Origin of the sequence: Mycolicibacterium sp. ND9-15, assembly GCF_035918395.1 — a bacterium.
Lineage (GTDB): Bacteria > Actinomycetota > Actinomycetes > Mycobacteriales > Mycobacteriaceae > Mycobacterium.
On record NZ_CP142362.1, the window covers coordinates 1,360,365 to 1,372,569 of the forward strand.

The 12,205-nt window shown below is 67.3% G+C and carries 13 protein-coding genes; 4 read left to right on the forward strand and 9 right to left on the reverse strand.

Going from position 1 to position 12,205, the window contains the following annotated elements; all coding sequences use genetic code 11:
- Positions 1–36: 36 nt before the first annotated feature.
- Entirely contained in the window at positions 37–1,905 is a 1,869-nt protein-coding gene (gene glmS / locus QGN32_RS06635) for a glutamine--fructose-6-phosphate transaminase (isomerizing) (protein ID WP_326547829.1), read from the reverse strand.
- Between the two features lie 55 nt (positions 1,906–1,960).
- Between glmS and QGN32_RS06640 the strand changes: the two genes are divergently transcribed.
- The 3 genes from QGN32_RS06640 to QGN32_RS06650 all read left to right on the forward strand — a co-directional run bounded on the left by QGN32_RS06640 (position 1,961) and on the right by QGN32_RS06650 (position 5,408).
- Positions 1,961–2,806: a dienelactone hydrolase family protein gene (locus QGN32_RS06640; RefSeq protein WP_326547830.1), complete on the forward strand. Its 846-nt coding sequence runs from the start codon at positions 1,961–1,963 to the stop codon at positions 2,804–2,806.
- Between the two features lie 38 nt (positions 2,807–2,844).
- Positions 2,845–3,885 carry an LLM class F420-dependent oxidoreductase gene (locus QGN32_RS06645; protein WP_326547831.1) on the forward strand — a complete coding sequence of 347 codons (1,041 nt, stop codon included), beginning with the start codon at positions 2,845–2,847 and terminating at the stop codon, positions 3,883–3,885.
- A gap of 200 nt (positions 3,886–4,085) precedes the next feature.
- Positions 4,086–5,408 carry a DEAD/DEAH box helicase gene (locus tag QGN32_RS06650; protein ID WP_326548967.1) on the forward strand — a complete coding sequence of 441 codons (1,323 nt, stop codon included), beginning with the start codon at positions 4,086–4,088 and terminating at the stop codon, positions 5,406–5,408.
- Between the two features lie 679 nt (positions 5,409–6,087).
- Here the strand turns inward: QGN32_RS06650 and QGN32_RS06655 are convergent.
- From QGN32_RS06655 to rplM, 6 genes are all read right to left on the reverse strand, one after another.
- Positions 6,088–7,476, reverse strand: coding sequence for a hypothetical protein (locus tag QGN32_RS06655; RefSeq protein ID WP_326547832.1), 1,389 nt, complete (start codon positions 7,474–7,476; stop codon positions 6,088–6,090).
- 3 nt (positions 7,477–7,479) lie between these two features.
- A complete protein-coding gene (locus QGN32_RS06660) occupies positions 7,480–7,785 on the reverse strand; it encodes a type VII secretion target (protein ID WP_326547833.1) in 306 nt (101 codons plus the stop codon).
- Positions 7,786–7,825: 40 nt separating this feature from the next.
- Positions 7,826–9,163, reverse strand: coding sequence for a phosphoglucosamine mutase (glmM, locus tag QGN32_RS06665; protein ID WP_326547834.1), 1,338 nt, complete (start codon positions 9,161–9,163; stop codon positions 7,826–7,828).
- Between the two features lie 135 nt (positions 9,164–9,298).
- Positions 9,299–9,724 carry a hypothetical protein gene (locus tag QGN32_RS06670; protein ID WP_326547835.1) on the reverse strand — a complete coding sequence of 142 codons (426 nt, stop codon included), beginning with the start codon at positions 9,722–9,724 and terminating at the stop codon, positions 9,299–9,301.
- A 243-nt stretch (positions 9,725–9,967) separates the two neighbouring features.
- Entirely contained in the window at positions 9,968–10,447 is a 480-nt protein-coding gene (gene rpsI, locus QGN32_RS06675) for a 30S ribosomal protein S9 (RefSeq protein WP_326547836.1), read from the reverse strand.
- Positions 10,444–10,887 (reverse strand): 50S ribosomal protein L13, encoded by a 444-nt coding sequence (rplM, locus tag QGN32_RS06680; RefSeq protein WP_326547837.1) that lies wholly within the window; start codon positions 10,885–10,887, stop codon positions 10,444–10,446. The genes rpsI and rplM overlap by 4 nt, the downstream gene beginning before the upstream one ends.
- A 246-nt stretch (positions 10,888–11,133) precedes the next feature.
- On the opposite strand from rplM, the gene QGN32_RS06685 reads away from it, so the two are divergent.
- Positions 11,134–11,382, forward strand: a complete 249-nt coding sequence (locus QGN32_RS06685; protein WP_326547838.1) for an excalibur calcium-binding domain-containing protein — start codon at positions 11,134–11,136, stop codon at positions 11,380–11,382.
- A gap of 104 nt (positions 11,383–11,486) precedes the next feature.
- Here QGN32_RS06685 and QGN32_RS06690 read toward each other — a convergent pair whose 3' ends face one another.
- Positions 11,487–11,783: a WXG100 family type VII secretion target gene (locus tag QGN32_RS06690; protein WP_326547839.1), complete on the reverse strand. Its 297-nt coding sequence runs from the start codon at positions 11,781–11,783 to the stop codon at positions 11,487–11,489.
- A gap of 9 nt (positions 11,784–11,792) precedes the next feature.
- Positions 11,793–12,116, reverse strand: a complete 324-nt coding sequence (locus tag QGN32_RS06695; RefSeq protein ID WP_326547840.1) for a WXG100 family type VII secretion target — start codon at positions 12,114–12,116, stop codon at positions 11,793–11,795.
- Positions 12,117–12,205 lie beyond the last annotated feature (89 nt).

The window sequence follows — 12,205 nt, forward strand, 5'->3', positions numbered from 1 at the left end:
CCGTCAACAACCGGTCAGAACGGGACTCGACCCGTACTACTCGACGGTGACCGACTTGGCCAGATTGCGCGGTTTGTCAACGTCGTAGCCGCGGGCCTGCGCGACGCCTGCGGCGAACACCTGCAGCGGGATCGTCGACAGCAGCGGCTGTAAAAGCGTTGACACCGCGGGTATCTCGATCAGATGATCAGCATACGGACGAACGGTGTCGTCGCCCTCCTCGGCGATCACGATGGTGACCGCGCCGCGCGCCTGGATCTCGCGGATGTTCGACAGCAGCTTGGCATGCAACATCGGCGAGTTCTTCGGCGACGGCATCACCACGATCACCGGAAGGTCGTCCTCGATCAGTGCGATCGGACCGTGTTTGAGTTCGCCGGCCGCGAAGCCCTCGGCGTGCATGTACGCCAATTCCTTGAGCTTGAGCGCGCCTTCGAGCGCGACCGGGTAGCCGACATGCCTGCCGAGGAACAGCACGGTCTGCGACTGCGCGAAGCGGTGTGCGAGCGTCCTGACCGGTTCGACGGTCTCCAGCACGCGGGCGACCAGATCCGGCATGGCCTCCAACTCGCGGTACTCGCGCTCGACCTCGTCGGGATACTTCGTGCCGCGCGCCTGCGCCAGCGCAAGGCCGACAAGGTAATTCGCGGTGATCTGCGCGAGAAACGTCTTCGTCGACGCCACGCCGATCTCCGGTCCCGCGCGAGTGTAGAGCACCGCATCGCATTCGCGCGGGATCTGGCTGCCGTTGGTATTGCAGATCGCCAACACCTTGGCTTTCTGCTCCTTGGCGTGCCGTACCGCCTCCAAAGTATCGGCGGTCTCGCCGGACTGTGAGATCGCCACCACGAGCGTGTGCCTGTCCAGAACCGGGTCGCGATAACGGAATTCGCTCGCGAGCTCCGCCTCGACGGGCAGCCGGGTCCAGTGCTCGATCGCGTACTTGGCCAGCAGCCCGGAGTGGTACGCCGTGCCACAGGCCACCACGAACACCTTGTCGACCTCGCGCAGTTCCTGGTCGGACAGCCGCTGCTCGTCGAGCACGATGCGGTTGTCCGCGAAGTGGCCGAGCAGCGTGTCGGAGACCGCGGCGGGCTGTTCGGCGATCTCCTTGAGCATGAAGTACTCGTATCCGCCCTTTTCGGCCGCCGACGTGTCCCAATCGACGTGAAAGGTGCGGGCGTTCGCGGCGTCGTCCACGCCGTCGAAGTCGGTGATGCGGTAGCCGTCGGCGGTGACGACCACCGCCTGGTCCTGACCGAGCTCGATGGCGTCGCGCGTGTGCTCGATGAACGCGGCGACGTCCGAACCGACGAACATCTCGCCGTCGCCGACGCCGAGCACCAGTGGTGTGGAGCGCCGTGCCGCCACGATCGTGCCCGGCTCGTCGGCGTTGGCGAACACCAGCGTGAAGTGCCCCTCCAGCCGCCGCAGGACCGCGAGCACCGACGCCGCGAAGTCGCCGGCGGTGTCACCGTCGCGGTACTGCCGGGCGACCAGATGCACCGCGACCTCGGTGTCTGTGTCGCTGGCGAACTCCACCCCGGACTGCTCGAGTTCGGCGCGCAGCGGGCCGTAGTTCTCGATGATCCCGTTGTGGACGACGGCGATCTTGCCGTCGGCGTCGCGGTGCGGGTGGGCGTTGCGATCCGTGGGCCTGCCGTGGGTGGCCCAGCGGGTGTGGCCCAGGCCGGTGCTGCCCGCGAGCCTGACGGAATCGGTGTCGGTGAGCGCGGCTTCGAGGTTGGCCAGCCGCCCGGCCCGGCGACGGACGGTGAGGCCGCCGTGGCCGTCGAGCAGGGCGACGCCCGAGGAGTCGTATCCGCGATACTCCATCCGACGCAGCGCGTCGACGACGATGTCGCAGGCAGGACGCTGCCCGACGTAGCCGACGATTCCGCACATAGGCATTCAGGGTAGTGCAAGAGCCGCTCAGAACCCTGTGGGCTACGGTCGTCTGGTGGCCAGCACGAAGAAGCTCTTCACGGCCTTGACCCGCCGCGGCCCGTACCGCGTTCTACGTGGTGACCTGGCCTTCGCCGGCCTTCCCGGTGTCGTGTTCACCCCCGAAGCCGGATTCAATCTGCCCGGGGTCGCCTTCGGCCACGACTGGCTTGCCGGAGCGGACCGCTACCAGGGGACGCTGGAGCATTTGGCGTCGTGGGGGATCGTCGCGGCGGCGCCGGCGACCGAAACGGGTCTTGCCCCGTCGGCCCTCAACTTCGCCTATGACCTGGGCACGACGCTCGACATCATCACCGGCGTCCGCCTCGGAGGGGGCGAGATCAGCGTGCACCGCTCCAAGCTCGGCGTCGTCGGACACGGGTTCGGCGGCTCGGCGGCGGTGTTCGCGGCGGCGGGGATGCCCGCCAAACCGAAATCTGTCGTTGCGATATTCCCCACAGTCACTTCTCCGCCCGCCGAGGAGCCCGCGGCGACGCTGCAGGTTCCCGGCCTGGTGCTCAGCGGGCCGGGCGATCCGATGACGCTGCGGTCCAACGCGGTGGAACTGGCCCGGGCCTGGAAGGCGGCCACGTTCCGCACCGTGGCCAAGGCCAAGCCGGGCGGCTTGATCGAGGGCCGTCGCCTGGCGCGCGTCGTCGGGCTGCCGGGCGCCGACCGCAGCACTCAGAAGGTGGTTCGGGCACTGCTGACCGGATACCTGATGCACACGCTGACCGGCGACAAGACGTACCGCGACTTCGCCGACCCCGAGGTCGCACTGCCGAAGGCCCCGACTGTCGACCCCTTCTCCGATGACCCGGTGGACTTGGAGAACAAAGTCGTCGCGCTGCTGAAGCCCTGAGGTCACCAACCAACCGGTTGGGGGTGTATAACTCGATGATGCGGACCGGGATCTTCCTCAACTACACCGACGGCTTTCTCGACGCGGTCGACCAGGTCGTCGAGCTGGAGAGGGTCGGGGTGGACCTCGCGCTGGTGGCCGAGGCGTACTCGTACGACGCGATCAGCCAGCTCGGCTTCCTGGCGGCCAAGACATCGCGCATCGAACTTGGTACCGGCGTCGTCCCGATCTATATCCGCACACCGACGCTGCTGGCGATGACGGCGGCGGGGCTCGACTACGTCTCCGGCGGCCGCTTCCGGCTCGGCATCGGGACGTCCGGTCCGCAGGTGATGGAGGGCTTCCACGGCGTTCCGTTCGACGCGCCGCTGGGGCGCACCCGGGAAGTGGTCGAGATTTGCAGGCAGGTGTGGCGGCGCGAGCGCGTGCAATTCGACGGCAAGTACTATCAGATTCCGTTGCCCGCCGATCAGGGCACGGGTCTGGGCAAGCCACTGCAGTTGATCAATCATCCTGTGCGCGATCGTATTCCGATCACGATCGCCGCTCTCGGCCCGAAGAATGTCGAACTCACCGCAGAAATCGCCGAGGGTTGGCAGCCGGTGTTCTTCTATCCGGAGCAAGCCGACGCCGTGTGGGGTGAGTCGTTGCGGGCCGGGTTCGCCAAACGCGATCCCTCGTTGGCCCCACTCGATGTTATGGTCAGCGCTCCCCTGGCCATCGGTGACGACGTCGACGACCGGTTGTCGTGGGTGAAACCGCAATTGGCCTTGTACATCGGCGGTATGGGCGCGCGGGGACGCAACTTCTACCACGACCTCGCCACCCGGTACGGGTACGGCGAGGTCGCCGACACCATCCAGGATCTCTACCTCGCCGGCAAGAAGGCCGAAGCGATCGCGGCGGTGCCGGATGACTTGGTGCGCAACGTGTCGCTGGTGGGCCCACGCGGATTCGTCAAGGAGCGGGTGGCCGCCGTCGCCGAAGCCGGTGCGACGACGCTTCTGTTGCAGCCGCTTTCCGGCGACCGCCGCGAAATCGTCCGGTTCGTCGAGGAACTGCACGGCCTGCTGCCGTAGCCGATTACGCCGAAGCGCCGCACCCCTGTACAGTGTCTGCAGCGGCATCTTCTGTTCTGCCTTTTGCCGCATCGCCGAAGGCGATAATCGACCCAGTTCGATCGTCATACCGAGCGCCGCGGATCATCCGCGCCGGGCAGGACGACCACACCGAACTTCCGGAGTTTTACTTGTCTGTGCAAATCCCCAGTGGCACAACCGTGCCCACCTTCGCCGACCTCGGCCTTTCGAAGACCGTCGTCGACACTCTCGCCGCCAACGGCATCGACTCGCCCTTCCCCATTCAGGCCGCGACGCTGCCCGACTCGGTAGCGGGTCGCGACGTTCTCGGCCGCGGTCGCACCGGATCCGGCAAAACCTACGCGTTCCTGTTGCCCGTAGTGACCAGGCTCACTGCGAAGCCGGTGAAACGTGCGCCGGTCCGCCCACGTGCCCTCATCCTCGCGCCCACCCGCGAACTGGCCGCGCAGATCAGCGCGTCGCTCGCGCCGCTCGCGGCGGCCACCGGCCTGCGGTCGGTGACGATCATCGGTGGCGTCGGCCCAAACCCGCAGATCCAGGCGCTGCGCCAAGGCGTCGACATCGTGATCGCCTGCCCGGGACGGCTCGAGGACCATGTGAAATCGCGCCATGCCGACCTGTCGGCCGTCGAGATCACCGTGCTGGACGAGGCCGACCACATGGCCGACCTCGGTTTCCTTCCCCCGGTGAAACGGCTGCTGGACAAGACCCCTCGTAACGGCCAGCGGATGCTGTTCTCGGCCACCCTCGACGGCGGCGTCGACGTGCTGGTGAAGCGGTACCTGAACAATCCCGTTGTGCACAGCGTCGATTCGGAGCAGTCGCCGGTGACCGCGATGGAGCACCACGTGTTGCACGTCGACAAGGCCGCCCGACTCGGCGTGCTGGCCGACCTCGCCGCGTCTCCCGGCCGGACCATCGTGTTCGCCCGCACCAAGCATGGTGCCAAGAACCTTGCCCGCCAGTTGAACTCACGCGGTGTGCCCGCAGTGGAGTTGCACGGCAACCTGTCGCAGAATGCGCGTACCCGCAATCTCGCGGCCTTCTCCGATGGTTCGGCCACCGTGCTGGTGGCGACCGATATCGCCGCGCGTGGTATCCACGTCGACGATGTGAGCCTCGTGGTGCACGCCGACCCGCCCGTCGAGCACAAGGCGTATCTACACCGCTCGGGCCGGACGGCACGCGCCGGGGCCGACGGCACGGTGGTCACGCTGATGCTCGACGAGCAGGTGTCCGATGTGCGGCAGTTGACACGTAAGGCCGGCGTGAAGCCGACGATCACCCGTTTCAGCGGCTCATCACACCCGGTGCTGAACGAAATCGCGCCGGGTAAGCGGACTTTCGGAGATTCGATTGTCGCCAGCCGGCCCGAACCCGCGCGTCCGCACCAGCCTTCGTCGGCCAGGGGACATCAGCAGCGGCGGCGACGCCCGACGCGATCAAGGCGTCGGGCCGCTACCTCCGGCAGTAACGCGACGACCACGCCGAACGCGGAGTAGAGCGGCCGTGCGACGCCGAATGGGCCGTCGCAGCCCTCGTGATGGGCGAACACGTCGATCTTTACGAGGACGATCTCGATGACCGGCACCGTGCCGGCACGATCAGAGCGGTATGGGCCAGAGCGGTCGTGACTTATGTGCCGGTCAGTGCGGCGCGGGCAAATGAACGCGCAGTTCCGCCAGGGGCCGGCTGTATGTTACCGACGAGTTCCCGGCATTAACCCCAAATATGTGGGTACTCCGGGTTGCACTCCAGAAGGGGGTGCGGCAAATGAGATCCGACGCATACCTACCACACCGCGGGACCGAGATTCGCGCGCGGCCGTCATCCCCACAACTACTGGCCTGCCGACGTCTGGCGACAGGAGCAGGTGTAGCGCTGGCCCTGAGTTGTAACCGCCGGAGGACCGCGGGTGCGGTCGTTCATCGTTGGTGCGAACACTGCGGCACGAGCCACCGAAACCAAGTGGTGGCAGACGAGTGCGTCCGCTTGCTTGTCAACGGCTCCGACTGGCCGGATATGAGCGCATGAGCCTGCACACCGTCCGCAGAGCGACACCCGGACGGGGTCGAAGGCACGACGCGGCCAGCGCGGGATCATGCAGCCCATGCTCTCGGGCCGCGAAACACTCGTTCTAGACACGAAACCTTTGGTCACGGCAGAGCATCGCGCTCGACGTCACTCACCGACCTGAGGTAGTTCATCGGCCGCGATCTCACAAGGCGTACCAGCGTCCGACCCCTCAGGCAGCGGCGTCGACGTCACCCCCAAGGGTTGCGGCGGCGGCGTTGGGACTGGCTCGTCGGCCGGCACATCGTCGGCGGCGGCCGGCACCGGCTCGGGTGGACAGGCGGACTCGGCCACCGCCGGTTCGACGGGCTCCTCCGATTCTTCCTCGACGTCCTCCGCTTCGTCGGTCTCGCCGTCCTCTTCGGCCTGGTCTTCGGCCTCGTCCGACTCATCGACGTCCGACCCCTCTTCGGCCTCGGACTCACCGATATCCGCCGTGTCGAGCGGATCGTCAACCGCCATGGAATCGTCGAACGGGCTGCCGCCGATTATTCCGCCCAACAAGTCACGAAGCTGTTGGCCGAAACCCGAAAGGCCGCTTCCGGTATCGGGCAAGCCACCGCCCAAAGACGGCAGCGGCGGAGCCGCCGTCGGCTGCGCCATCGCGGAGTCATTCGGTAGCGGTGCGGCAACAGGAGGCGGTGGCCCGACGGGAGGCGGAGCCGCAGCCGCTGTGCCACCCCAAGCCGCCGGTGCGACGGGGGCCGGCGCGGCGAATGCTGCGCTCGGGGCCGGCGCCGTAGCAGTCCCCGCGGGTGAAGTCGGCACCACACCGTCGGCCGACGGCGACGGGCTCCATGCCGGCCCTAGTGCACCCGGCACGTCGAATATCGCTTCGGCCTCCGATGCGATCTGCGCTGACGCCGCCTCGTAGGCCGCCTGCACCGCGCCGACGGCCGCACGCATCGCCGCGACCCAGTCGCCACCGATCACGTTGTCGACGAACGGCTTCACCTCTTGATCGATCAGTTCACTGGCGGCCGCGCGGTCACCGGCGCCGGTGGTGACGACCTGCGACGCGGCCAGCCAGTCCGTGCGCCGGGCCTGCGCACCGTCACCGATGGTCAGCACGCGTGCGACCTTGCCATCCACGGACTGCCAGAGGTGGTCGCGCAGGTCGGCGAACGCGTGCGCGGCGGTCCGGAGGGCGGTCGCGGCAAACGCAGACGCTTCGCCGTGGCGGCGCAGGAACTCCCGTGACGCGTTCGCGCCGCCGCCCTGCCAGGCCGCCGCGAGAGTGCTCAGCTGATCGTTCTGCCGAGCAAGCGCATCCTCGGCTGCCGCCGCTGCGGCCTGCAGGGCAACGCAATCGGTCTCGAGGGCACCCAGATCCATGCCGTCCTCGGTGGCATACCAGTCATGAACCTGGGCAGGGTGCGCCGTCAGGTCGGGGTGCTGGTAACCGAGACACTGACAAGCCAGGACGTACTGCTGGATATCGGTTACGCCAGGCATACCGTCGGCCAACCGCGCTGTGGCATCGAGTGTTTCGGTCATCTGTCACCCCAACCGACCGGCGGCGTGCGCGTCGGCTTCGGCGTACCGGTTCGCGGACACCCGAAGCGCGACGGCGATCTCCGCCGAAGCGCGGGACCATCGCCGCATCTGGTTCACGATGTCCTCAACCGCGGACCGCACCGCTTCGCCGTGGGCGACGTACGCCCGGCCCGCGCGGGCACCGTCAAACGCCAAGCCGCTCAGATGCGTTCGTATGGCGGCGTCGACGATGTCGGCGGCAACCTGGTACTCCCGCGCGACGCTCAACAGTGCGGCGACGTCGACGCGGGATGCGTCCGCTTCTCCCATGTATGACTTGGACGCGCGGCGACTCCCGCCGGTTCCATCGTCAGCGTTGAGCGCTGACCTGTTCGGCGACCCGGACCGCCAGTTGCCGCGCGGTGTCTTCGTCGGCCGCCTCCACCATCACCCGCACGACTTGTTCGGTCCCCGACGGGCGCAACAGGATTCGGCCGGTGTCACCGAGCTCCGCTGCCACCTCGGCGACCGCGGTGCGGACCGACGGGGCGTCGGCGACGGTCGCCTTGTCTGCTACCTCGACGTTGATCAGGACTTGCGGCAACGTCCGCATCGGCGCAGCCAGCGCTGCGAGCGAAGACCGGGTCTGCGCCATCCGCGACATCAACCGCAGCCCGGTGACGATGCCGTCGCCCGTCGTACCCCATGCCGGCATGACGATATGACCGGACTGCTCGCCGCCGAGTGCGTACGCTCCGGCACGGAGTTCCTCCAGGACGTAGCGATCCCCCACGCTGGTGGTGCGGACCTCGACCCCGGCCGTCCGCATCGCCAGATGCAACCCGAGGTTGCTCATCACGGTCGCCACCAGCGTGTTCGACGCCAGTTCGCCGCTCTCCTGCATGGCGAGGGCGAGAATCACCATGATCGCGTCGCCGTCGATGACACGCCCGTGCGCGTCGACGGCGAGGCAACGGTCGGCGTCGCCGTCGTGAGCGAGGCCCAGGTCGGCGCCGGACGAGACAACCGCGGACCGCAGCGTCTCCATATGGGTCGAGCCGCAGCGGTCGTTGATATTCAGGCCGTCCGGCTGTGCGTTGATCGTGATGACATTGGCACCCGCGGCGCGGTAAGCCTGCGGCGCGGCGGCCGAGGCGGCGCCGTTAGCGCAGTCGACGACGACAGTGAGTTGGTCCAACCTGGTGGCGACGGCCTTGCCGACGTGCCGAAGATAGCGGTCGAGAGCGTCCTCGGCATCGACCACACGTCCGATCCCCGCACCGGTGGGCCGGTTTCCCGGGCCCTGATTGACGAGTTCCTCGATCCGGTCCTCGGTGGCGTCGTCGAGCTTGTGCCCGCCCGGGCCGAAAATCTTGATGCCGTTATCGGGCATCGGGTTGTGCGAGGCGCTGATCATCACGCCGAAGTCGGCGTCGTAAGCGCTGGTCAGATAGGCGACCGCCGGAGTCGGCAGGATCCCGACGCGCAAAGCGTCGACTCCTTCGCTGGTCAGCCCGGCGATGACCGCCGCCTCCAGCATCTCGCCGCTGGCGCGCGGGTCACGGCCGACGACAGCCACCCGCCTGGCGTGTCCACCGGCGGTGGCCAACCGACGCGCGGCCGCTGAACCGAGGGCCAAGGCCAGCTCAGCGGTCAGATCCTGGTTGGCGACTCCGCGCACTCCGTCGGTGCCGAAAAGTCGAGCCATGCCGACAAACTTCTCATAAATGCCCGCTGGAGGGTTAATTGCGGGCGTCGACGGCCGCGCCGTCGCCGAATCGGTATCCAGATGCGACTCACCGCCCGCGTCCGGGACGGATACGGGCGGTGAGGGTGGCGCTGCCTAGCTGCCGCCGTTTTCGGCGGTCGGGGTGGCCGGCTCAGAAGTCGCCGGGGCCTCCTGGGCCTGACCCGGCGCGTTCTCGGAGTGGCCGGGGCCGTTCTGCTGGATCGCGACGGTACCCAGGTTGTTCGTGCACACCGTCTGATCGGTGCCCTCGGTGTCGGCGGCCTGCGCCAGAGCGTTGGCCGAGTTCACGTCGACGTCGCACACACCCGCCGCGATCTGCGCGACGGCGGTCACGTCGACGTCCTCGAGGACACCAGCGTTGCCGATCGAGACATTGACTCGGCCGTCCTGAGCCGTGGCCGGCTGCGCCATCGCCATTCCCAGGCCGGCAGTGAAGAGCAGCGATCCGCCCAACACGGCGCCTGCGGTCAGCGTCCTAGCGGTCTTCGCGTTCTTCGCGGTGTTGATCAGGCTCATCATCTACAGCTCCTTTTCAGTCCGGAGACGACGATCCGGCCCCCCAACGACGTGACTGGCTCGTACCGGTGACAGTTGCGGTCTGCCAGCGCATGCAGCGCCGCCGCCTCCAGCACCGAGGTGTTTACGACAATCGGATGTCCGAAACCTGACTCGCGCGAATGTGACATAGACCGCAGGGAGCGGGCGGATTTGAATGCAAGACCGCCGGATGTGCGGTGCACACCCGGCGGTTTCGCGCAACGATCAGCGCTTGCTGTACTGAGGCGCCTTGCGCGCCTTCTTCAGGCCGTACTTCTTGCGCTCGATGGCCCGCGGGTCGCGGGTCAAAAAGCCCGCCTTCTTCAGCGCGGGCCGGTCCTCGGGCTGTACCAGGATCAGCGCCCTGGCGATCGCCAGACGCAGCGCGCCGGCCTGCCCGGATGGGCCGCCACCGTCGAGGTGGGCGTAGATGTCGAAGCTCTCCAGCCGATCCACGGTGACCAGCGGAGCCTTGATGAGCTGCTGATGCACCTTGTTCGGGAAGTAGTCCTCGAGGCTGCGGCCATCGAGGTTGAACTGGCCCGTTCCGGGGACCAGGCGGACCCGCACCACGGCTTCCTTGCGGCGGCCCACGGTCTGGATCGGACGATCGATGAAGACCGGCTCGCGGGGAGTCGCTTCGGCGGCTGCTTCCGTCACGGCTTCAGTGTTTTCAACGGTTTCGGTCCCCGTCGCTTCGGTCATTGCGCCACCTGCTTGATCTCGTACGGAATCGGTTGCTGCGCGGTGTGCGGATGCTCGGGCCCGACGTAGACCCGCAGCTTCTTCTGGATCTGCCGGCCGAGCTTGGTGTGGGGGATCATGCCGAGGATCGCCCTCTCGACGACCCGGTCGGCGTGCTTTTCCATCTCGTCGCCGAGCGAGCGCTTGCGCAGACCGCCGGGATACCCCGAGTGGCGGTAGCTGAACTTCTTCTGCAGCTTGTCGCCGCCGATGGCGACCTTGTCGGCGTTGATGACGATGACGAAATCGCCACCGTCGACATTCGGCGTGTATGTCGGCTTGTGCTTGCCCCGCAGCAGATTCGCTGCCGCGACGGCGAGCCGGCCGAGCACCACGTCGGTGGCGTCGATGACGTACCACGAACGCGTGGTGTCACCCGCCTTCGGCGTGTACGTAGGCACAGCGCTACCTTCCCTTTGCCCTCTCGGGTTTCGAATCCCGGTGACCCGGGTGCCGGTCAGGCGTGGTCGGCGGGGTTTGCTCTCGGCGACCGACGTTGACCCGAGAACCCGTGCTTACCGCACGCCAACGAGGCAGCTTACCTGGGTGCGTCGTCGCAGGTCAAAACGGTCCGGCGGCGAACAGACACAAGCATAGGGAAATCCCGGATTCCTTCGCGTCGCCGCCGGCCTACCGTCGTCGCGGGAGTGACCGGCAAACCGCCCGGCCCGCAACCGGAAATTCAAGATCTCAAGGGAGTGACATTGATTCGTGGTCTGATCGTCGCCGCGCTCGTCATCGCCGCAACCGCGGCCGGAGCAGCGACCGCATCTGCCGATGTGTATTACAAGAACTGCACCGCCGCGCGCGAGGCCGGCGTGGCGCCGATCCTGCAGGGCGAAGACGGTTATGCCGCGCACCTGGACCGCGACGGCGACGGTATCGCCTGCGAGTAGTCGAAAGGTGGTGCGCCACCGTGGCCGCTCTCCTCGGCCACGGTGGCGCCAACCGTGCGTTCCCTGGCTCCCCTCCAGTGCGGACCGCACAGGTCTTGTCGTGCTTATGCGCCCCACGCGCTCGCGGCGCTGCGATCGGTCGCGGCGACGTCGTCCGCGCCGTCGCGGACCGCGTTGCCGAGGCTGAACAAAATCTCGTTGAGTGCGGCCGCTGCCTGCTCCCACCTGGCCTGTTCGAGGCGGTACGCATCGGCTGCCTGGCGTGTCCACGCCTCCTGCAGCGGGGCGATCTGGGCGCGTAGCTCCTCAAGCGCGCCGTTCAAGCGGGTGGAGGTCGCGTGGATCTCCTGGCGGACCGTGTACTCGATCTCGTCGAAGTTGTACGACAACACGTGATCCATCGCGACTCCTTAAAGGTGGTTGGCCACCGCGCCGATGCGGTGCGCGTGGCTTTCGTTGGCTTCTCGAAGCGTCTGCTGGTTGAGCCGTATCGTTTCGGCAATGCGCTCCAGCGAGGCATGGAGCTTCAGCGATTCGGCGTTCCACCGGTCGACCACGTCGCGGAAGCGGGTCGCCGCGACACCGCCCCAGACCGACGGCGGTACGGCGCTCATCCGCCCGATGAACGACTGCAGCATCGCGCGAATCTCCTCGTTCCGCGCGTCCGTCTGGTTCGCGACGACGGTCATCAACTCGAAATCGGTGTTCAGCGAACCGCCTTGCGGTGTCGTCATGGGTATCCCTTCAGTTCTTGCTTCTGTTCTGTCTGATACGACCTGTTCTGTCTGATACGACGCAGCCGGCGCGGATTCGGTTCCACCAG